The 20,459-nt window shown below is 71.4% G+C and carries 16 protein-coding genes and 1 pseudogene; 8 read left to right on the top strand and 9 right to left on the bottom strand.

Translation table 11 applies throughout. The features are described 5' to 3' along the window. The first annotated feature begins 7 nt into the window (after window positions 1-7). The 3 genes and pseudogenes from SAVERM_RS21545 (at window position 8) to SAVERM_RS21535 (ending at window position 3,413) form a co-directional block, all read left to right on the top strand. The gene (locus SAVERM_RS21545; protein ID WP_010985597.1) at window positions 8-487 is read left to right on the top strand and encodes a cupin domain-containing protein; all 480 of its coding nucleotides are present in this window, start codon (window positions 8-10) and stop codon (window positions 485-487) included. After that, window positions 475-1,306, top strand: a pseudogene (locus tag SAVERM_RS21540) (SDR family NAD(P)-dependent oxidoreductase). Before SAVERM_RS21545 ends, SAVERM_RS21540 begins: the two are co-directional and overlap by 13 nt. Window positions 1,307-1,502: 196 nt before the next feature. Beyond that, window positions 1,503-3,413 (top strand): copper resistance CopC/CopD family protein, encoded by a 1,911-nt coding sequence (locus SAVERM_RS21535; RefSeq protein WP_242432198.1) that lies wholly within the window; start codon window positions 1,503-1,505, stop codon window positions 3,411-3,413. A gap of 124 nt (window positions 3,414-3,537) precedes the next feature. Here SAVERM_RS21535 and SAVERM_RS21530 read toward each other — a convergent pair whose 3' ends face one another. Next, the gene (locus SAVERM_RS21530) at window positions 3,538-3,894 is read right to left on the bottom strand and encodes a PRC-barrel domain-containing protein (protein ID WP_010985593.1); all 357 of its coding nucleotides are present in this window, start codon (window positions 3,892-3,894) and stop codon (window positions 3,538-3,540) included. Window positions 3,895-4,390: 496 nt separating this feature from the next. Between SAVERM_RS21530 and SAVERM_RS21525 the strand changes: the two genes are divergently transcribed. The 3 genes from SAVERM_RS21525 (at window position 4,391) to SAVERM_RS21515 (ending at window position 7,750) form a co-directional block, all read left to right on the top strand. Then, on the top strand, window positions 4,391-5,677 hold the full coding sequence (locus SAVERM_RS21525; protein ID WP_010985592.1) for an ice-binding family protein: 1,287 nt from the start codon (window positions 4,391-4,393) through the stop codon (window positions 5,675-5,677). A gap of 323 nt (window positions 5,678-6,000) precedes the next feature. Further along, window positions 6,001-6,582, top strand: a complete 582-nt coding sequence (locus SAVERM_RS21520) for a DUF5819 family protein (RefSeq protein ID WP_042493378.1) — start codon at window positions 6,001-6,003, stop codon at window positions 6,580-6,582. Continuing rightward, window positions 6,572-7,750: an HTTM domain-containing protein gene (locus SAVERM_RS21515; protein ID WP_237528852.1), complete on the top strand. Its 1,179-nt coding sequence runs from the start codon at window positions 6,572-6,574 to the stop codon at window positions 7,748-7,750. The genes SAVERM_RS21520 and SAVERM_RS21515 overlap by 11 nt, the downstream gene beginning before the upstream one ends. 136 nt (window positions 7,751-7,886) lie before the next feature. On the opposite strand, the gene SAVERM_RS21510 is transcribed toward SAVERM_RS21515, so the two are convergent. Then, a complete protein-coding gene (locus SAVERM_RS21510) occupies window positions 7,887-9,176 on the bottom strand; it encodes a HupE/UreJ family protein (RefSeq protein WP_010985589.1) in 1,290 nt (429 codons plus the stop codon). Between the two features lie 60 nt (window positions 9,177-9,236). After that, entirely contained in the window at window positions 9,237-10,430 is a 1,194-nt protein-coding gene (locus SAVERM_RS21505) for a DUF3500 domain-containing protein (RefSeq protein WP_010985588.1), read from the bottom strand. 155 nt (window positions 10,431-10,585) lie between these two features. Between SAVERM_RS21505 and SAVERM_RS21500 the strand changes: the two genes are divergently transcribed. Together SAVERM_RS21500 and SAVERM_RS21495 are read left to right on the top strand one after the other, a co-directional pair. Next, the gene (locus SAVERM_RS21500) at window positions 10,586-11,290 is read left to right on the top strand and encodes a response regulator transcription factor (RefSeq protein WP_107083101.1); all 705 of its coding nucleotides are present in this window, start codon (window positions 10,586-10,588) and stop codon (window positions 11,288-11,290) included. Window positions 11,291-11,399: 109 nt separating this feature from the next. Beyond that, on the top strand, window positions 11,400-12,989 hold the full coding sequence (locus tag SAVERM_RS21495; RefSeq protein ID WP_037647631.1) for a HAMP domain-containing sensor histidine kinase: 1,590 nt from the start codon (window positions 11,400-11,402) through the stop codon (window positions 12,987-12,989). A 136-nt stretch (window positions 12,990-13,125) separates the two neighbouring features. Here the strand turns inward: SAVERM_RS21495 and SAVERM_RS21490 are convergent, their stop codons facing one another. The 6 genes from SAVERM_RS21490 to SAVERM_RS21465 all read right to left on the bottom strand — a co-directional run bounded on the left by SAVERM_RS21490 (window position 13,126) and on the right by SAVERM_RS21465 (window position 20,308). Beyond that, entirely contained in the window at window positions 13,126-13,440 is a 315-nt protein-coding gene (locus tag SAVERM_RS21490) for an SCO5918 family protein (RefSeq protein ID WP_010985585.1), read from the bottom strand. A gap of 45 nt (window positions 13,441-13,485) precedes the next feature. Further along, window positions 13,486-13,767: a CBS domain-containing protein gene (locus SAVERM_RS21485; protein WP_107083100.1), complete on the bottom strand. Its 282-nt coding sequence runs from the start codon at window positions 13,765-13,767 to the stop codon at window positions 13,486-13,488. A 126-nt stretch (window positions 13,768-13,893) separates the two neighbouring features. Beyond that, complete coding sequence (locus SAVERM_RS21480) at window positions 13,894-15,402, bottom strand: DEAD/DEAH box helicase (protein WP_010985583.1); 1,509 nt, start codon at window positions 15,400-15,402, stop codon at window positions 13,894-13,896. Between the two features lie 431 nt (window positions 15,403-15,833). After that, window positions 15,834-16,037, bottom strand: coding sequence for a cold-shock protein (locus SAVERM_RS21475; RefSeq protein ID WP_010985582.1), 204 nt, complete (start codon window positions 16,035-16,037; stop codon window positions 15,834-15,836). 352 nt (window positions 16,038-16,389) lie between these two features. Further along, complete coding sequence (locus SAVERM_RS21470; protein ID WP_010985581.1) at window positions 16,390-18,405, bottom strand: N-acetylmuramoyl-L-alanine amidase; 2,016 nt, start codon at window positions 18,403-18,405, stop codon at window positions 16,390-16,392. Between the two features lie 304 nt (window positions 18,406-18,709). After that, window positions 18,710-20,308: a M1 family metallopeptidase gene (locus SAVERM_RS21465; protein ID WP_010985580.1), complete on the bottom strand. Its 1,599-nt coding sequence runs from the start codon at window positions 20,306-20,308 to the stop codon at window positions 18,710-18,712. Between the last annotated feature and the right edge of the window lie 151 nt (window positions 20,309-20,459).

Below are 20,459 nucleotides of genomic sequence, written 5' to 3'. Positions count from 1 at the left end.
CTGCCGGGTGACCCCAGAAGACCTCGTCGCCCACTACCGCCTGGAGCCGATCCCCCGCGAGGGCGGCCGTTTCCGGCGCACCTGGGCGGGGCCCGAACGCGCCGACGGACGCCCCGAAGGCACCGCGATCATGGCCCTGCTCACCGCGGAGCCGGACGACTTCTCCGCCCTGCACCGCCTCCCGGCCGACGAGGTCTGGCACTTCTACCTCGGCGACCCGCTGGAACTGCTCCTGCTCGCGCCCGACGGCAGCGCGCGCACGCCGGTGCTGGGACCGGACGTCCTGGACGGGCAGGACCTCCAGTACGTCGTGCCCGCCGGTACGTGGATGGGGGCGCGGGTCGTCGCGGGCGGGGCGTGGTCGCTCTTCGGCTGCACGATGGCGCCCGGATTCACGTACGGCGGCTACGAGCACGGGGACGCGGGGGAGTTGAGCGTGCGGTATCCCGCCGAGGCGGCTCGCATCGCCGGGCTGTGCCGGCCGTGAGCGGCCTGCTGGCGGGGCAGGTGGCCCTGGTGACCGGGGCCGCGGGCGGCATCGGACGGGGGATCGCGCTGCGGTTCGCGCAGGAGGGCGCCGCGGTGGCGGTGCACCACCGCACGCGCTCCGCCGACGACGTGGTCGCGCTCGTACGGGAGTCCGGCGGCGCGGCGATCGCGCTGCGGGCGGACCTGACCGACGAGGCCGAGTGCCGTCGCCTGGTGCGTGCGGCGGCCGAGTGGGGCGGCGGCCGGCTGACGGCGCTGGTCAACAACGCGGGCGTACAGCCGACGCAGGCCCTGCCCGGCATGACGGCGGCTCAGTGGCGGGCGGTGCTCGACACCAACCTGTCGAGCGTCTTCGCGTGCACTCAGGCGGCGGCGGAGGTCATGCGCGCGAACGGGGACGGAGACGGGGTTGGGGACGGGGCTGGGGGCCGGGGACGGGATCGTGGGGCGTGCCGGGACCGGGGGCAGCATCACGCACATCGCCTCCATCGAGGCCCGTCACCCCGCCCCGCTGCACGCCCACTACTCCGCGTCCAAGGCGGCCGTCGTGATGCACGCCCGTTCGGCGGCGCTGGAGTACGGGCCGTACGGCGTCCGCGTCAACACCGTCTCGCCCGGCCTCATCGACCGCGAGGGTCTGGCGGAGGCCTGGCCGGAGGGGGTGCGGCGGTGGCAGCAGGCGGTGCCCACCGGACGGTTGGGGCGCCCGGAGGACATCGGCGACGCCTGTGTGTTCCTCGCCTCACCGCTCGCGTCCTGGATCACCGGCCACGATCTCGTGGTCGACGGCGGGGTGTCGGCGCGACCGACCTGGTGAGGCGGTTCGAGCCGACCCGCCGACAGGGTTCGAGCCGACCCGCCGACAGGGTTCGAGCCGACCCGATGACGGGGTCCGGGCCGACCGGGTGAGATGGTCTGAGCCGACCTGGGGAGGCGGTCTGAGCGGAACGCCCGCCGCGTCCGTACCTAACCGGAACCCCGGAACCCCGGAAGCTCGAATACGGAGACGTGACGTGGGCGGACAACGAGACGGAGGACGCGTCGGCCGAGCCGCGACGCTGCTGGGCACCGTGGTGCTCCTCATCCTCTTCGGCAGCGCCGGGAGCGCCTTCGCGCACGCGGCGCTGAAGGGCGCCGACCCGGTGGACGGCACCGTGCTGAAGAAGGCGCCGGCCGCGATCACCCTCACCTTCACCGAGTCCGTCGGCCTGCTCGACGACTCCTTCCGCGTCCTCGACCCCGAGAACCGGCGCGTGCACATCGGGGAGCCGCAGCACGCGGGCGGCCGTTCCGAGACCGCGCGCGTCACCCTCCCCGACGACATGGGCACCGGCACGTTCACGGTGGGCTGGCGGGTGGTGTCGGCGGACAGCCACCCCGTTTCCGGCGCTCTCACCTTCTCCATCGGCAAGCCCTCCGCGACCACGGCGGTCATACCGACCCAGGCCGCCGGTGACACCGCCTCCGCCACGCTCTACGACATCGCCCGCTACTTCGCGTACGGCGGTCTGGCCCTGCTGCTCGGCACGATGGTGTTCTCCCTGGTCACCGGGGTCGAGGCGGCACGGGGTCTGCTTCTGACGGGCTGGTGGACGCTGCTCGCGTCGACCATCGCGCTGCTGCTGCTGCGCGGCCCGTACGAACGCGGCGGCGGTCCGGCGGCGGCCTTCGACCCGTCGGTCCTCGCTGAGACGGCGACGAGCAGGCCGGGTGTGACGCTGCTGGTCCGGCTGGTGCTGCTCGCGGGGGCGGCGTTCTTCCCCGTACGGGCCGGGGGCCGGTGGTGGAAGGCGGGCGGCGGCCTCCTGACCCTGGCGCTCGCGGGCACGTGGGCGGCGGCCGAGCACGCCTCCGCCGGGGTCCAGGTGCCCGTGGCGATGGTCTCCGCGGTTCTGCACCTGCTGGCGATGGCGGCGTGGCTCGGCGGTCTGGCCGCCCTGCTCACGGCCCTGTACCGGGCCCCGGAAGAACTCCCGGCCAGTGCCGTCACCCGCTTCTCCCGCCTGGCGCTCACCGCCGTCACCGTCCTGGTGGCCACCGGCGTCTACCAGTCCTGGCGGGGCCTGGGCTCCCTGGACGCCCTCGCCACCACGTCGTACGGCAGGCTCCTGGTGGCCAAGCTGGTCGCGGTACTGCTGCTGCTGGCCGCGGCGACGTACTCGCGCCGCTGGACGGCACGCCTGGCGGCACCCGTGGAGCGGCGGGCGGACGTGCGGGAACGGGTCCTGGAGCCGGTGGGGGCCGCGGCGGACGCCGAGGTCTCCGGCACCGACACGAGCGCCGGCACCGGCACGGACACGAGCGCCGGCACCGGCACCGGAACGGGCTCCGACAGCGGCGCCGAGACCGGGACGGGCACCGAGACCGGCTCCGACACCGCAACCGAAACCGGTCCGCAGTCGGGGCCGCTCCCGCCCACCGCTGGCGGTGACCCAGGGGCGTACCGGCGTGGATTGCGGCGCTCGGTGCTCGCGGAGGCGATCGTCGCGATCGTGGTGCTGGTGATCACGACGCTGCTGACGGGAACGCAGCCGGGCCGGGCGGCCACGGAGGCGGCGGCTTCGGCGGCGGAGGCGGCGCGGCCCATGGCCTCGACGACGGTGATCCCCTTCGACGTGGGCACACCGGGCGGCCACGGCAAGATACAGATCGAACTGACGCCCGGCCGGGTGGGCGAGAACTCGGTGCAGGCGGTGATCTTCGGCCCCGACGGCGGTTTGGCGACGGTCCCCGAACTGCGCCTCACCTTCACCCTGGAGAAGCAGGACATCGGCCCCCTCGACGCGAAACTCGCGGACCGCGGGGGTTATTGGACCTCGGACACCCTCAACCTCCCCCTGCCGGGCACCTGGACGATGAAGGCCACGGTCCGCACGACGGACATCGACCAGATCACGGTGTCGCGGACGGTGCGGATCGAGTAGACGCGGCGCCCTGCCGGTCGGGCCGGCGCCCTGCCGGTCGGGGCGGCGCCCTGCCGGTCGGGGCATTCGGTGCCTGCTCCGGACCCCGCGGGCCTCGGCTTTCGGCCGGACCGGGCAAGACCGCTCAGCGGCGCGCGAGTTGACGTTCGCCGTTCGGGCCCGGCTGGTAGGGCATGTCGTAGTGCTGGAAGATCGATTCCTCCTGCTCGGCGGGCAGAATGTCGTCCGTGCCGATCGAAGGGGCCTTCTTCACCAGGCTCTTGGCGTAGGAGACCTTGAGATAACCCGGTCCGAGGACTGCCTTGTCGAGGGGGACGAAGACGAGGCGTTGGCGGGTGGGCAGCCCGGTCCGGACGGTGGCCACGGCCGGTTCGTCCGTGGTGGTGTCCACGTAGATCGCTTCAAGTACACCGATCTTGCGCCCTTTCGGGTCCACGACATCGTGGTCGCGCCACTCACGGATATCGGCTGCCTGAATCATGCGCTCTCCCCTCCGAACGGGGTGCCAGTCGGTACGAACTGTCCCACGGAACAGCGCGACCGGGCCTCTGGAACGGTGACTGAGGAGCCGGTGGCTGAGGCAACGACTCCGGCGCGGACACGCCGGAGTCGCCCTTCCGGGCGGTTGCACGTGAGAGTGAACCAACCCGGAATCAATAGTACTGCGGTCGATGCGGCTCGGATATGTTCCCGGCCGACCGCGATCGGGCGATTTTCCGGCGGAAGTCGAGGTCAGGCGACGGCGGCTTTCGGCCCCTCTGCGCTGTCTGATGCGCTGGTACAGGGTGGGCGGACAGCGGCATCCGACCCATTAAGCATTTCTATGAATTTCCCGATCCATTCGTCGAATTGGGCGATGCCGCTGGAATGAATCGCGGCCCCGTATTTCTTCCTCAGTAATATGTCAGTGACAGGATCTGGCGATTCTGAGCGACCGGGAACCGCCGAGATAATTCCCTCAAGGAGTTGGCCCCTCGATGACGCTGGACATCCCTGAAGCGCCTCTACGGCGCACCCTGTCGGTTTGGATCGCGGCGGTAACGGCCTTGGTGATGGCCGCTGCCGTACTCGTACTGACACCGACGCGCGCACATGCCGCCACAGCTGTCCCTCTGGGCACGGCGGCCACTTTCGGAGTACTGGCTGGTTCGACGGTCACCAACACCGGCCCCTCGGTGATCCAGGGCAATGTCGGAGTGAGTCCGGGGTCGGCCATCGTGGGTTTCCCGCCCGGTCAGGTGCTGGCGCCCGGAGTCCTCCACCCCGGTGACGCCACGGCTCTCGGCGCCCAGAACGATCTGAGCATCGCGTACGGCCAGGCTGCCGGACAGACTCCACCGACCGCCACGTACCTCGACGATCCTCACGAGTTCGGTGGGCAGACGCTGACTCCGGGCCTCTACAAGGCGAACGTCTCCGCCGGGATCACCGACACACTCACCCTGGACGCCCTGGGCAATCCCAATGCCGTCTGGGTATTCCAGATCGGTTCGACGCTGACTACGGCGTCAGCGAGCCATGTGTCCCTCATCAATGGCGCCTCGCCGTGCAATGTGTACTGGCAGATCGGCAGCTCGGCCACTCTCGGTACCAATTCCTCGTTCGTGGGCAACATCCTGGCCCAGGCCTCGATCACAGCCACCACGAACGCGGTCATCAACGGCCGGCTGCTGGCCCGTACCGGCGCCGTGACGCTGGACACCAACACGATCTTCCAGGGTGGGTGCGCAGCTGGGACCGGTGGGACCACGGGTGGGACCACCGGTGGCACCGTCACGGGCGGCGCGACGACCGGCGCGATCGGCGGAGTGATCGGCGGCGTCATCGGCGGTGTCGTCGCGGGGACTACGACGGGCGGCGTTTCCACGAGCGGCGGTACCACGGGTGCCACCAGTGGTGGCACCAACGGCGGCGTCAACGGCGGTGTGATCGGCGGCGGCAACGGCGGCGTGATCGGCGGCGGCAACGGCGGCGGTAACGGTGGCGTGATCGGCGGCGGCAACGGTGGCGTGATCGGCGGCGGTAACGGTGGCGGCAACGGCGGACCCGGACACCACCACCCCGGCGGACAGCCGGGCAGGCCCGGTGATCACGACCATGGCGGGCAGCCCGGTGAGCACCACGGCCACGATCACGGCGGGCAGCCTGGCGAGCACCACGGCCACGAGCACGGCGGCAAGCCCGGCGCCGGCGAGCACCACGGCCACGGCGAGCACAGCGGCAAGCCCGGCAAGCACGACAGCTATGGCGGCGCCCGTAGCTGAGCCACAGGTGCGTCCCTCCGGCAGGCCCAGTGCTCGGGAGCAGCCGTCCGCATGAGCGGGAGGGACGGGCGGCGCGCGGCGGATCGTTGTCGATCCCGCCGCGCGCCGCTGACCAAAGCCCAGGAGAGACAGTGAGGGGAGCCGGGATGGAAAGGCCGGGTGGGGCCGTGCTGGGTGGTGTCGCGGCACCGGATGCGGATGCGGACGAATCGGAGCTGCCCGGGGCCGGGCCGACGGCGCCGCGGGAGGGCCGGAGATCCGTTGCGCTTCCAGGGGCTTCACAGCCCGGGTCGGCCCTCCTGCGAGCGGGGACGACGGCTGCCGTGGCCCTGTGTCTGACGACGGTCCTGGTCCATGTGCTGCTGGTGTTTCTGCACGTGGCGCCCCCGAACCCGCTCTCCCAGCAGTACAGCCGGCAGATCAACGCATGGGTCTTCCCCCTGTTCGAGCAGAACTGGCGACTCTTCGCCCCGGACCCGGAGTCGGTCAACCGCCAGATCGTGGCCAGGACCATGCACACCGCCCCGGACGGCAGCGTGCGGGTGAGCGACTGGTCCGATCTGACCGCCGTCGACGACGCCGCGGTGCGGCACAACCCCTTTCCGAGTCACACGGCGCAGAACATGCTGCGGCGGGCCTGGAGTTGCTACCTCGAAACCCACGGTTCCGACGACCTGCCGCGCACGCAGCGGGCGCTGATGACGCAGCGGTACCTGGCCAACATCGCGGCGGACCGCGTGGCCGCCCATCGTGGCGGGACCTTCGAGTCCATCCAACTACGAGTGGTCACTCTGCCCGTCGCCGCGCCCGCCGCCGCAGACGGCACCCGACCGGCCACGGTCGCGCCGAAGCCTGTCGACACGCGGTATCTGCCCTGGTGGAAGGTGGAATCCCATGGAAACTGAGCGGGTACCCGCACCGCGCCCCCGTGCCATCGAGACCGGCTCCGAGGGATTGGAGGCAGGCGCGCCGCACCGGGTACCCGGCCGGATCGGGGTGTTCCTCGGTGAGCTGACCGAGCGGCCGGTCTCCCTGTACGCCGCGGCGGTCCTGCGCATCGGATACGGACTTCTCTATCTGGCCTTCCTGCTGCGCGAGTTTCCGCACCGCGACGAGATCTGGGGCCCCGGCTCACCGTGGACGCCCGAGCTGGCGAGGCAGCTGTTCGACCAGACGGGGTGGGTCAGCATCCTCACCCTGTCCGACGGCCGGGCGTACTTCGAGGCCTGCTACGCGCTGGCCCTGGTCACGTGCGCACTGTTCCTGCTGGGCTGGCGGACCAGAGCGGTGTCCGTGCTGTTCGCGGTCGTGGTCGCGTCGTTCCACGCCAGGGCGATCTTCATGACGGACGGAGGGGACAACCTCGTCCTCCTCATGGCCGTGTACCTCGTCTTCACCGCCTGCGGCCGACGCTGGTCCCTGGATGCCCGCAGAACCCGGCTCAGGGCAGGTGCGAGCCCTGCCGCGAGCCCCCCGGCGCGGCAAGAAGCCGACGGGTTCCGGCGGCAACTCGGCGCCTCCCGCCGGACCCTGACGGCCGTGCTGCACAACTGCGGGATGTTCGTCATCGCGGCCCAGGTCTGTTTCCTCTACGGGTCCGCCGGCCTTTACAAGGTGCAGGGTGGTTCCTGGGGCAACGGGACCGCTCTCCACTACGTCCTGAACCTCGACCTGTTCCGCCCCTGGCCCGAGCTCTCCCTCCTGACGGACGAGCACGACGTGCTGATGGCCATCGCCTGCTACCTGACGGTGCTGCTCCAGGTCGCCTTTCCGTTCGTTCTGTTCGGAAGGCTCAAGTACCCGGTACTGACCGTGCTGTTGGGTATGCACCTGGGGATCGCGGTACTGCTGGGACTGCCCCTCTTCTCGGGCGCGATGATCGTCGCGGACGCCGTGTTCCTGCCGGACCGCTGCTACCTCCTATTGGGGCGGCTGTGGCGACGCGCCGGCCGGCGGACGGGCAGCACGGAGGCAGGTGCCCCGGCCCGCGGAGAATCCGCGTTCCTGCCGCCGCAGTCCGCGGTGTCGAGCCCGCGCACCGCAGCCGCTCCGGTAAGGGGACGGCGCGCCTGACCGGCCGGCGTCGGCCGACCGCGCTTCGGGGTGCGTCGCAGTGCTTCGGGGTGCGCCGCAGCGACAACAGCCACCACGGCCACCGCGCAGTGCTCCGGGGTGCGCCGAAGCGACCGCGGCCACCGCGCGTACGCGGTCAGTGGGCGCCTGAGTGTTCGGGCGTGGCCCGAGGCGTCCGTGGGGCGGTGCGCCGGGCGACGACAGCGAGTGCGGCGACCGACGCGGCGACGAGCAGCGGGTGCCCGACCAGCCACGTCTGGATGCCCTCGAACGGGTCGGCGGAGGTCAGCGTCGCGCGCTCCAGCATCCAGGACACCGAGAACAGCAGGCCGACGAGGGCCACCCCGATGCGGAACGCGGGATAGACGGACGTACGGGCCAGAACGAGCAACGACGGCATCATCAGCGCGACGACGAGCAGTTGCGTCAGCTCGATGCCCAGGTTGAAGCCCAGCAGCGTGGTCACGAGCGACCCTCGGCCGAGGCCGAGGTCGCCGATCAGCGAGGCGAACGCCAGCCCGTGCACCAGCCCGAAGCCACTGGCGATGAACACCTCGCCGCGGGCCACCAGCGGCCGGAGCGCATGGACCGCGGACACCGCGATCGAGAAGGCGATCAGCGTCTCGACCGGCCGGGCCGGCACGTCGATCACTCCGGCGGCCGCCAGCGCCAGGGTGAGTGAGTGGCCCACGGCGAACGCGGTGACGACGTGGACCACGCGGACGATGCCGCGCCGCGCCGACGGAGCGGCGGCGTGCCACCGGCCCCCGGTCGCCACCAGCGGGGCCGGGATGAGCAGCATGAGCAGGAACAGCAGATGGTCGGCGCCCTCGCCGATGTGCTCGATGCCGAGACCGGCGGTGGTGGCGAACCCCCGCGTCCACGAGCCCTCGCCCGCGGGGACCTTCAGACTCCTGGTGTCCCAGTCGAAGACTCCGAGGGTGCTGGCGTCGTCGGCCTTCAGGATGCCGCGGTCGAAGTCGTACCGGACGGTGACGATGACCCGGTGGGTGAGCAGTTCCTCGACGACGACGTCGTAACGCAGGTCGAAGTCGGTGACGTGGCCGTCGGGCGGCCGGATCGTGAGCGGGTGGACGAGGTGCGCAGCCCCGTCGATCGTCCGGACCGACGCCGTGCCGAGCGTGACGGCCCAGGGCGTGCCGTTCTCACCGACGGCGCTGATGTGCCGGGCGACGTAGCGCTTCAGGAACGCCCGGTCGGCGGCGAGGACGCTGTCCCGGGTGAGGTCGCGGTGCACGGCGATGGCCAGACGGTCGATGGGCAGCTGCACCTCTCCCTCGACCCGGTCGTCGCCGATGTCGAGGAGAACGGCCGAGGTACTCATCGGGTGGGCGCCGGCCGGCGACGCGAGGCCGCCGACCAGCATCAGTGCCGCGAGCAGGAGTGCGGGCAGGAAGCGGCGCATGGTGTTGTCCCTTGTCCCTTGTCCCTGTTCTCCTGATCTCCCTGTCGTGTCTCGTTCCGGTCATTCCCAGCCGTAGTCGGCGGTCTCGTCCCGGAAGATCGTGTGCTGGTGGATCCCGTCGGTCGAGGCGCCGGGCTGGTTGGAGAACTCGATCCAGGCGGACGGTCCGTCGAGACGGACGTACGTCTGGTTGTTGTCGAGCGTCGTCCCGCCGCTCCAGCCGATGTACGTCTTGTCGTACTCGGAGACGTACTTGGCGATGAGCCGCTTGGCCGCCTTCTCGTCCAGGTCGTCGACCCAGGCCTTCAGCATCGCGGTGACCTCGGCCCGCTGCTTCTTGGTGAGGCTGCTGACGAGGACGCCCTCGGGCTGCTGCGGGAAGGGGCCGTCATGGCCGGGACCCAGGTACAGGTCGTCGAAGCTTCCGTCGATCTCGGCCGCGGTCAGCTCGTCGGCGGTGAGTGACTGGATGGCCCCGATGGTGGAGGTCCGCTTGTCCTCCAGCGGGGCGTAGTACAGGTCCTCCCAGTTGAACTCCATCGGCTCCACCGCGGTCAGGGTGGGCGAGATGCTCACGTTGTCGCCGGCGTAGGTGAGGTTGTAGGCCGCGTGGTGGCCGCCGTACTGGACCGTGAACTCACCTGTCCTGCTGGGCAGTCCGAAGAAGGAGATGTAGTACCACTCCGAGCCGAAGTTGGCGCCTCCGCCGCCGCCCGGGGGACGGCCGCCGCCTCCGGTCGGAGTGGCGGTCGGCGTGCCGGTGGGAGTGGCCGTGGGAGTGCTGGTCGGTGGGGTGGGCGTGCGGGGCGGCAGCGTGGCGAGGTAGTCGTCGGCCTTGCGGATCTCGACGAGCTCCTCGTACCCCTTCTTGCTGAGCGCGGCCTCCATGACCTTCAGGGCCGCGGCCTCCTGCTCGTCGGTGAGATCGCCGAACTTGAGGCCGTTGCGCGCCACGACGGGGGTCGGGAAGTTCGACCAGCCGGTCTTCTTGGCGGCGTCGTCGAAGTCGTAGAGGACGGTGTCCTTCTGCTCGTCGGAGAGCGTCGCGAGGAAGGCGTTCGCGGCGGCCACGACCTGGGCGGTGTTCGCCCCGCCGGCGCCGTGCCGGGCCGCGGAGGCCGGGATCCGAGCCTTGGCCGCCAGGGCCGACGTGGAGGACGCGGAGTTGAGGGCGGTGCAGCCGGTGGCGGCGAGGGCGACGCACGCGGCGGCGACTGAGGCACGGCGCGCGAGTCGGACGCTGACGGTCGACATGGGGGACTCCCGTGGGGGGCGCGGTCAGGGGCTCCCATGGTGGGTGAGTGGTCTCAGACCTCGGAGGGAGGAAGTCCGGAGTTGGGTAAGAGCTGCGGCGGGAGTGAGGTCGGGAAACGACCGTTGCTCCTGAGGCAGTGGGCCATCATGTGGACGTGGTGAATCGTGTCCTCGTCGTCGACGACGATCGTGCGGTCCGCGAATCCCTCGCGCGGGCACTGGAGTTGGAGGGGTACGACGTCGTCGCCGTCGCCGACGGGGTGCAGGCGCTGGCCCGGGCCCGTCGGGGCTCCTTCAGCGCCCTGGTGGTCGACGTGATGATGCCGTACGTCGACGGGGTGGGCGTGTGCCGTGTGCTGCGCGCCGACGGTGACCGCACCCCGGTGCTGATGCTCACCGCGCGGGCCGGGACCCGGGACCGCATCGCCGGCCTGGACGCCGGGGCCGACGACTATCTGCCCAAGCCGTTCGAGATACCCGAACTGCTCGCCCGATTACGGGCGTTGCTGCGCAGGGGCGATCTGACGCCGGACGTCGACGAGCCGGTGGCCCGGGCCGGTGACGTACTGCGGATCGCGTCGCTGCTGGTCGCCCCGGCCGCCCGGCGTGTGTGGTGGGCGGACGAGGAACTGCGGCTGTCGAGGACCGAGTTCGACCTGCTGGAGCTTTTGGTACGCAACGAGGGGATCGTGCTGGACCACGCGGCGGTCTACCGGCGGATCTGGGGCCACGACGTCGGCGTGGACGCCAAGAACCTCGCGAGCTACGTCGGCTATCTGCGGCGCAAGCTCGCCGACGCCGGCGCGCCCGACCTGATCCACACCGTGCGGGGCGTGGGCTACGCGGTGCGGCGGCCATGAGGCGCGGTTGTGGGGCGGTGGCTGTGAGGCGCGGTTGTCAGGCGGCGCGGTTGTGGGGCGGTGGCTGTGAGGCGCGGTTGTCAGGCGGCGCGGCTGTGAGGCGGTGGCCATGAGTCTGCGCTCGCGGCTCGCGCTCTCCTTTGCCGCTGTCGGCGCCGTGGTGGCGGTACTGGTCGGGATGCTGAGCTACCGCGCCGCCTCCGACCGCGTCACCGCGGAGATCGACCGGACGCTGCGGTCGGTCACGGTCGCCCTGGCCCGTGACCAGGACCGGGCGCTGGCCCTCTCCGACGAGGTCACCCAGGGTCCGGACCTCTTCCCCGGGCCGGACCGGCCCGGACCGGGGGACGAAGCGGAGTGGCAGGTGACCGTGCAGGCCGTGGCGCCCGACGGCACGCCCACCCATCTCGGCGGCCCGCCCGTGGCGCTGCCGGTGTCCGACGCCGCGCGCGCCCTGGCCGCCTCCGGTGAACCCGGGGAGTCGCGTACCACCGAGGTCGTCGTCGATCGCGCCACGCACCGCCAGCTGACCACCGCGCTGGGCCGTGACCGCGGGGCTCTCCAGGTGGCGGTCCAGGTCGATCAGACGCACTACGTACTGGGCGGCATGGCCAGGGAGATCGCCGGAGCCGGCCTCGTGGTCATGCTCGCCGCGGCGGGGGCGGGATGGCTGCTCGCGCGGCGCATCACCCGGCGCCTGGTGCGGCTGGCCGGGGTCGCCGAAGAGGTCAGCGTCGACGGCCGCGTCGACGGTGCGGCCCTGGTGGACGGCAGACGCGACGAAGTCGGGCGGCTCTCGGCGTCGTTCGGCAGGATGCTCACCCGGCTCGCCGTCGCCCGTGAGGCCCAGGAGCGGCTGGTCCAGGACGTCGCCCACGAGCTGCGGACCCCGCTGACCAGCCTGCGCACCAATGCCACCGTCCTGCGCCGGATCACGGAGCTCTCCCCGGACGCCCGCGACCGGCTCCTCCACGACGTCGAGGGTGAGACGCGCGAGCTCAGCCACCTCGTCGACTCCCTCGTCGAGCTGGCCCTCGCCCGCAGCCGCGAGGAGCCCGAAGGGCCCGTGGAACTGGCCGAGGTGGCCCGCCGCGCCGCCCGCCGCGTGCACCGGCGCACCCGCCGTCTGTTCCATATCGACGCCGACGACACCGTGGTCCACGGCCGCCCCGAGGCGCTCGAACGCGCGGTGGGCAATCTGCTGGAGAACGCCGCCAAGTTCGACCGTGACGGCCTCGACCCCATCGAGGTGCGCATCCACCGAGGCACGGTCACCGTCTCCGACCGGGGGCCGGGCATCGGCGCCACCGACGCGGAGCGCGTGTTCGACCGGTTCCACCGGGCCGACACCGCCCGTGGCCTGCCCGGGTCCGGGCTCGGCCTGGCCATCGTCCGCGACGTCGCCGAGGCCCACGGCGGCACCGCCTTCGCGCGCCCACGCCCCGGCGGCGGGGCGGCGGTCGGCTTCACCGCGCACAGCTCGCGGCTCTTGCCACGGTCCGCTCCGGAGCGCGCGGGCGGTCCGGAGCGCGTCGCCGGTCCGGAGCAGGCGGCTGATCCGGAGCAGGCGGCCGATCCGGACCATCTCGTCGGCCCGGATCATGTCGTCGACCCGGACCATCTCGTCGAACCGGGCCATGTCGTCGAACCGGACCGCGGCGCGGGCTCGTCTCGACCGCGAGCGACGCCGGACACGTGACCCACCGCCCCGCGACTTCGGCCACTCCCAACAAATGAACGAATGAGGGATCTGTCGGCGCGCGCCGACAGATCCCTCACGTGCATGTGCTGCGGTGTGGGCCGTCGCCCGTCCTCGTGACCGTGCGGGCCCGGGCCTACGCGGGCGCGGGCGCCGGTGTGCCGAGCAGTGCCGACGCGCTCTGGAGCGGAGTCAGGACACGGGCGGGCGCGGGCTCGGCGAGGTCGTGGCAGGTGAAGCCGAGGCGGGTCATGGCCCGGACGACTTCTTGGGCGCTGAAGTCACGGCGGTCCTGCCGGGTGACGACCTCGCCCACTTGCTTGACGGGAAAGTGGCGGCGGCCGATCTGCACGGACTCACCCACGATGGGCTCGGGCTTGACGCCCTTCATCGAGGCCACCACCCCGCTCTTGGAGAGGTCGAACGGGAAACGGGCGATGACACAGCGCATGATGCCTCACAGGTAGCGGAAGAGCGGCGGCTCGGGGTACGTCGATCAGCGGGAGAACTCGAGAACGCCCGAGGCGTCGCCGAGGATGTCCCCAAGACGGACCTGATCGGTGTAGGAGGGGCTGTCGCGTACGACGGTGAGCTGGGCCCGGGTGATCAGGCCCGTGCACTGGCCGTCCTCGTCGCAGAGGAACAAGTGTTCGGCCCGGGCGCTGGCCATGACGGACAAGGCCACCTCGACGGTCATGGCGGCCCAGACCTGCGGCCCGGCCGTGTCCATGACGTCGACCACGGCCGTGGGAGTTGCATCCACCGAGCGCTGCTGCATCTGAACCAGTGTCAAAAGGTGCCTCCTGAGGAGATGGACGATCCGCCCGGTCACGAAGGGGGTGACCCTGCGGCGAAAGTGGCGTCATCGCTGCATTCGCGACAGGCGCCACTTTCGCCACAGGACCTAGGCCGCCGCGCTGACGGTGGTCTGCCGCTGGGACGAACCGCGTGCCGCCTGGCCGTTGCGCCGGTTCTGCGCCGTGCGGCTGCGGCGCCCGCGAGACGAAGAGGCGCTGCGCCGGGGGCGTTCCACGACCGGCACGCTGATGGTGACCGGGACACCCGAGGGGGCCTGGGCGCCCGTGATGCGGTTCAGCTCCGCGTCACCGGAACGTACTTGGGTGGTCTGCGGGACGATGCCGGCGACCGTCATCAGCCTGCTCATGTCGCGGCGCTGGTGGGGCGTCACCAGCGTGACGACGCTGCCGGACTGGCCGGCGCGGGCGGTGCGGCCGCCGCGGTGCAGGTAGTCCTTGTGGTCGCTCGGCGGGTCGACGTTGACGACGAGGTCGAGGTTGTCGACGTGGATGCCGCGCGCCGCGACATTGGTTGCCACCAGCACCGTCACATGACCCGTCTTGAACTGGCTCAGGGTCCGGTTGCGTTGCGGCTGGGACTTGCCGCCGTGCAGGGCCGCGGCGCGCACCCCGCTGCTCAGCAGATGCTCGGTCAGCCGGTCGACGGCGTGCTTGGTGTCCAGGAACATGATCACCCGGCCGTCGCGGGCCGCGATCTCGGTGGTCGCCTGGTGCTTGTCGGCGCCGTGCACATGGAGCACGTGGTGCTCCATCGTGGTGACCGCACCCGCGGACGGGTCGACGGAGTGAACCACCGGGTCGGTCAGATAGCGGCGGACCAGCAGGTCGACGTTGCGGTCCAGGGTGGCCGAGAACAGCATCCGCTGGCCCTCGGGGCGTACTTGGTCGAGCAGGGCGGTCACCTGCGGCATGAAGCCCATGTCCGCCATCTGGTCGGCCTCGTCGAGGACGGTGATGCCGACCTGGTCGAGCCGGCAGTCGCCACGGTCGATGAGGTCCTTGAGCCGGCCGGGAGTCGCCACGACGACCTCGGCACCGGCGCGCAGCGCACCGGACTGCCTGCCGATCGACATGCCGCCGACCACCGTGGTCAGCCGCAGCTTCACGGAGCGGGCGTACGGCGCGAGCGCGTCGGTGACCTGCTGGGCCAGTTCGCGGGTGGGTACGAGGACCAGCGCCAGCGGCTGCCGGGGCTCCGCGCGCTGACCGGCCGTACGGGCCAGCAGGGCGAGGCCGAAGGCGAGGGTCTTGCCGGACCCGGTGCGGCCGCGGCCGAGGACGTCCCGGCCCGCGAGGGAGTTCGGCAGGGTCGCCGCCTGAATCGGGAACGGGGTGGTCACGCCCTCGGAGCTGAGCGCGGCCAGCAGCTGCGACGGCATGGCGAGATCAGCGAACTTCTCGGCGGCGGGGAGCGCGGGGGTGGTCGTCACCGGCAGCGCGAACTCGCCCTGCGGCGCGGACGGCCGACGGCCGTGCCCACCCGAGCGGCTCGGCGAGCCGGACTTCGCGGCGCCGAAGCGGCTGCCGCCCCGTGCGGCGCCGGAGCTTTTGGTGCGGGTGCGGTCGAAGCGGTCGTTCGTGCGTGTGCGGTTCATGCGGAACCTTCCTTGATGCGGCACGTATCAAGGAATTCCCGAGGAAAACGAACATCGCGGGGAATCGCAAGAACGAGCCAAATCGACTAAGAATGCGGATCGGACCGGAAGAAAATGTTCGGGTCGCGTCGCTGAAATGAATGGTGGGCCCCGGACAGAAATGCGTGGGGCATCCACATCGAAATATCCGGCGGGTTTGCACCCGGAATCCGGGGCGGAGCGTCCGCGTGCGGTGTGACTGCGTGCGGTGTGACTGCGTGCGGTGCGACTGCGGAGCGCTCGCGCCGACGCCGCCGGTGAGGCCCGGTCTCCACGGTGTGGCGACCGGTGAGGGCCGGTCTCCGTGGTGTGGCGCGGGGGTGTCCGAGAATGCAACGAGCTGGGGCCCGCACCCCAAGGTGCGGGCCCCAGCTACGAAGTACGCGTCAGCGTCAGGCGGGAACGATGTTCTCGGCCGTCGGGCCCTTCTGGCCCTGCGCGATGTCGAAGTTCACCTTCTGGCCTTCCTGGAGCTCGCGGAAGCCCTGGGCGGCGATGTTCGAGTAGTGGGCGAAGACGTCCGGGCCGCCGCCGTCCTGCTCGATGAAGCCGAAACCCTTTTCCGCGTTGAACCACTTCACGGTGCCAGTAGCCATGTTGAATCTCCTTCGGGGCATTTCCCGGAGTTCGCACTGTGCGGACTCCGCGTCACTGCGATGATTGCCCCACCCGGAGAATGACCGGAAATACAGAAGTGCTCTCCTCGGCCCGGAAGGCCGATGAGGACACTTGAAGTTTTTGGGAACCACAACTGCAACTGAGATCGACAGTAGCACGGCACGGTCGGTTGTGTGTGGCAGATATTTTCCCTCCGCCTGTCGCGTAAGAAATTCTCACAGCGCGTTGCGTCGATTTCTCTCACCGCGGCCACAGATATGGGTCGGCCGGGAACGCGGTGTTTCCGCAAAAAGGATGAGCGACGGCCGCGTCGCCGGCACGCCCTGCCCGTCACCGCCGGGGCCGGCGCGCCCCCTCTCCTGACGGCGGTTGTGCCGTGGCCGGTGCGCTCACCTCGTCCACGTCCACGTCGCTCGCCCGGACGTAGGCGAGCCGGTGGCCGAACTGGATCTCGTAGTACTCCTCCCGGCCCTTCACCACCAGGTCCGGTGTGTCGCTGAAGGACGACCTGTCGATGTAGGAACCGACGTCGCGGGACTGTGTCACGTACCGCTGGCCCGCGAGGAGGCTGTACGGAAGCGGCGACTCGGGCTGCTCCGGCACCCCCTCCGGGTAGGCGTCCTCCTCCGGGAGGGCCCGCCCGTACACCGGGATCTCGCTCAGGCCGTCCTTCGGAGTCACCGTCCGGCCGCTCGCACCGACGGCCGTCGGATGTTCCTTCGGGTTCCTGAACCACGCTTTGCGGCCCAGGTACCAGATCGCCGTCCAGTCGCCGCCGCGCCCGGCGACCGCGTAGGTCTGGCCGGCGGAGGCCCGCGACCCCAGGTCGTTGACGTCCTCCGTGGAGTCGTCGCCGTCCGGGCGCCGGCCCGGGTCCTGGATCAGCGGGGCGTCCTCGTCCGGCTCGGTGTGGAGGCGGACGGCGCTGGAGCCGTGCTGCGCACACGGTTCACCGCTCTTGCCGCACCCCGTGAACAGCGGCTTGTGGGTGGCGAAGTCCGGCAGCACCGTCACCACGTCGCTGTCCGGTCCGGCCGTGGCACGCAGGGGCGCGCCGAGGAGGTCGAAGTAGTGCCGCCAGTCCCAGAAGGGGCCGGGGTCGTCGTGCATGTCGGGGATGCTCGAGGCGGTCGGGGCCGGCACATTGTCGTGGCCGAAGATGTGCTGCCGGTCGAGCGGGATGCCGTACTTCTTCGCCAGGTAACGCACCAGGCGGGCCGAGGACCGGTACATCTGCTCCGAGTACCAGGCGTCGGGCTGCGTGAGGAATCCCTCGTGCTCGATGCCGATCGAGCGGGCGTTCACGAACTGGTTCCCGGAGTGCCAGGCCACGTCCTTGGTCCTGACGTGCTGGGTGATGTGCCCGTCACTGGAGCGGATCGAGTAGTGCCACGACGCCTCCGTCGGATACTGCACGGTCCTGAGCATGGACGGCAGGATCGCCTCGGTGTCATGGATGACGATGTACTCGATCTTCTGGTCCCTGGGCCGGTCGGCCAGGTCGTGATTGCCGTACTGGCCGTCGTCCATCTCGACGTACGGCGCGCTGAGCCAGTCGCAGGACAGCTCCGCGGGGCACTCGACCTCCTTCGGCCGCTGTGCGCCCTGCGGGCGCGGGGTGTGGGGGCGCACGCCCGGGCTGGCGGGGAGGGTGAGGTGCTGTCCCTCGACGGTGGTGCGGTTCGCGCCCCGGCGGATCACCGAGAAGACGTCGTTCGCGTACGTCGCCGCCGCCGCGGTGTCGCCCGTGCCCGAGAAGCGCGCCACCGCCTCCCACCAGTCCGCCGGGTCGGCGCTGAGCGGCTTGCCGAGCTGTCGTTGCGTCGCCGCCAGGAGCGCCGCGCCTCCGCGCACGTTGGCGGCGGCGTCCGTCCGCAACTGCCCCGCCGGGGCCCCGATCAGGCGGGCGGCCCGTCGCAGGTCCGCCGCCGGCTGCGCGGAGGGGCTGCCCGAGGAGGTCGCCCCCTGCGCGGCCGACGGCCCCGCCGCCACCGCGGGTGGCTGGGCACTCCCGCGCCGCGGCGCCGACGGGGACGGGGTCCGGTCCTGGTGGGTGTCCACCAGGTGCATCGGCCCGTAGCCGCCGACGACGCTCGGGGCGCCCGGCCGGGAGTCCCATCTCGACTGAAGGTAGGACACGCCCATGAGCACGCTCAACGGCACGTGGTAGTCGTCCGCGGCGTCGGTGAAGTCGTTCTGCAGGTGCCGGTCGGGCGTCGTGCCGCCGACGCAGGCCGACGGGCCGGCCAGCAGCGGCACCAGGAGCGCCGCCGAAGCGGTCACGCGGACGGTCCGGCGGCGCCTGCGGACGGCACCGGCGACACGGGGGGCGAGACGTCTTCTCATCAAAAGGGTCTCCAACCAGGTTCGTCGCGACCAGGACAACGGAGTTGCCCTTTGCACCACCCCTTGTACGTTTCCGTGCCCGACACGCGCTGTCGCGCCAAGGGTCACCGGCGTGGACCAGCGGCCCGGCACAGGCCACCCGGTCGGCGGCAGTACGAGCCCTGGCGGCCCGGTCGGCGGCAGTACGAGCCCTGCGGCCCGGTCGGCGGCAGCACGGCCCCTCCGGCGGGGAGAGGCCGGCGCGAGTTTCCGTCCCGCGCGACGCGCCGCGGTCCGGCACCGGCGGTGTGACGGTCAGGGACGGTCAGTCCTGGACCGGGTCCACCTGCCAGTCGGGGTGCCCCGGCATGGGCGGGGTGTGCGCCCCGTACAGCCACGGGGTCAGGAACGCGTTCAGGTCCTCGCCGGCGACCTCGGACGCGAGCGCGACGAAATCCCGCGTGCCGACGGCCCGGCCCCGGTACTTCGTCACCCAGGCCCGCTCGATCCTGTCGAAGGTCTCCTCACCGACCTTCTCCCTCAGGGCGTAGAGCACCAGCGCCGAGCCGTCGTACCGCATCTGCTTGAACAGGGCCGGCTCGGCGCTGGGTTCGGCGGGTGCCCCGTCGTCGTGACGCCACTGGTCGTGCTGCTCGTACGCCGCCCGCATCGCCCCCTCGAAGCTGTCACCGCCGTGCGTGTCGGAGTAGAGACGCTCGTAGAAGCTGGCGTGCCCCTCGCTCAGCCACAGGTCGGACCACCGCCGGATGGCTACGCTGTCGCCGGTCCAGTGGTGGGTCAGCTCGTGCACCAGGTTGCGCTCGGCGCCGACCCGGGCACCCAGCAGGTCGGCCCTCGGCACGAGGGACAGCGACTGCGTCTCCAGCGCCACCGGCAGGTCGGTGTCCCCGACCAGCACGCCGTAGCGGCTGAACGGGTACGGGCCGAGCCGCCGTTCCAGCCAGGCCAGGTGCCCGGGGGTGAGCGAACGGTACGCCTCGGTGTCGGTGACCAGGCCGTCCGGGACCACGTCCCGGACCGGCAGCCCGTGCGGACCGGTGCTTTCGGCGAACGCGAACTTCCCGATCGCCACCTGGACCAGCTGCGCCGCGAGCGGCTGCTCGGAGTCGTACGTCCAGCGGACCCGTCCGTCGGGTCGCCGGACGCGCTCGACGAGCCGGCCGTTGGCCACCGCGCTGAGGTCCGCCGGGGTGGTGATGCGGAAGGTGACCGGCGCCCGCAGGCTCGGGTGGTCGTTCGCCGGGAAGATCATCTTGGCGCCGTTGGGCTGTGGATAGAGCACGGTGCCGTCGGGCGTGGGCACCCATCCGTAGTGTGCGATCGCGTCGCTGCGGTGCCGTCGCTGCGTCGGGTCGGCGGTATAGGCGACCCGCACGGTGAAAGCGCTCCCGTGGGGGATCGGCTTCGCGGGAGTGACGACGAGCTCGTCACCGTCGCGTACGGCGGTCGCCGGCGCGCCGTCGACGGTGACCGTGTGCAGCGTGTTGCCCGCGAAGTCGAGGTCGAAGCGGGACAGGGCCTGGGTGGCGGTGGCGCTGATGGTGGTGGCGGCCTCGAAGGGCGTCCTCGGTGTCCGCCAGTCGAAGGCGAGCGTGTAGTGGCCGACCGTGTAGCCGCCGTTGCCGTCGAGCGGCAGGAGCGGGTCGCCGATGCCCGGCGCGCCGGGGGACGGGGCCGCGCCGGACGAGGCGGCGGAGGCGCCCGGGGCGTGGGTGCCGGGGTGGGCCGGGGAGCGGTGGCCCCCGTAGGGGAGGGCGCCGACGAGGACGGCGGCACCGGTGATCCCGACGGCACCGGCGAGGGCGAGACCGAGAGCGAGAGCCGTGCGGCGGGTACGGCGGCCACGGCGGGGGCGCCCCCGCCCGGCCGATTCCCGCGGGGACCGCGTGAACGACGCCTTCACCGGAGGAACCGGCGGGCAGCAAGGGTCTTCATGGCCGCACTATGCCAGTAAGACATTCATATGGTGATCTATGTCCCCGTATGACCCGCTCGGATGGGCTATAAGCCGCTGCCCCCTCCCGCGAGCGCACTGCCCTGGCTCACGGGCTCAC

The sequence above is a fragment of the Streptomyces avermitilis MA-4680 = NBRC 14893 genome, assembly GCF_000009765.2.
Lineage (GTDB): Bacteria > Actinomycetota > Actinomycetes > Streptomycetales > Streptomycetaceae > Streptomyces > Streptomyces avermitilis.
The sequence above is the reverse complement of the archived record's forward strand: the minus strand, read 5'-3'. Positions and strand labels throughout refer to the sequence as shown.

Excerpts from the sequence above, each read along its gene's own strand:
- SAVERM_RS21510 (WP_010985589.1), bottom strand. The coding sequence starts at position 9,176 with ATGCGCCGCTTCCTGCCCGCACTCCTGCTCGCGGCACTGATGCTGGTC.
- SAVERM_RS21490 (WP_010985585.1), bottom strand. The coding sequence starts at position 13,440 with ATGCGCTGTGTCATCGCCCGTTTCCCGTTCGACCTCTCCAAGAGCGGG.
- SAVERM_RS21485 (WP_107083100.1), bottom strand. The coding sequence starts at position 13,767 with ATGCAGCAGCGCTCGGTGGATGCAACTCCCACGGCCGTGGTCGACGTC.
- SAVERM_RS21515 (WP_237528852.1), top strand. The coding sequence starts at position 6,572 with ATGGAAACTGAGCGGGTACCCGCACCGCGCCCCCGTGCCATCGAGACC.
- SAVERM_RS21530 (WP_010985593.1), bottom strand. The coding sequence starts at position 3,894 with ATGATTCAGGCAGCCGATATCCGTGAGTGGCGCGACCACGATGTCGTG.
- SAVERM_RS21495 (WP_037647631.1), top strand. The coding sequence starts at position 11,400 with ATGAGTCTGCGCTCGCGGCTCGCGCTCTCCTTTGCCGCTGTCGGCGCC.
- SAVERM_RS21470 (WP_010985581.1), bottom strand. The coding sequence starts at position 18,405 with ATGAGAAGACGTCTCGCCCCCCGTGTCGCCGGTGCCGTCCGCAGGCGC.
- SAVERM_RS21525 (WP_010985592.1), top strand. The coding sequence starts at position 4,391 with ATGACGCTGGACATCCCTGAAGCGCCTCTACGGCGCACCCTGTCGGTT.
- SAVERM_RS21480 (WP_010985583.1), bottom strand. The coding sequence starts at position 15,402 with ATGAACCGCACACGCACGAACGACCGCTTCGACCGCACCCGCACCAAA.
- SAVERM_RS21505 (WP_010985588.1), bottom strand. The coding sequence starts at position 10,430 with ATGTCGACCGTCAGCGTCCGACTCGCGCGCCGTGCCTCAGTCGCCGCC.
- SAVERM_RS21475 (WP_010985582.1), bottom strand. The coding sequence starts at position 16,037 with ATGGCTACTGGCACCGTGAAGTGGTTCAACGCGGAAAAGGGTTTCGGC.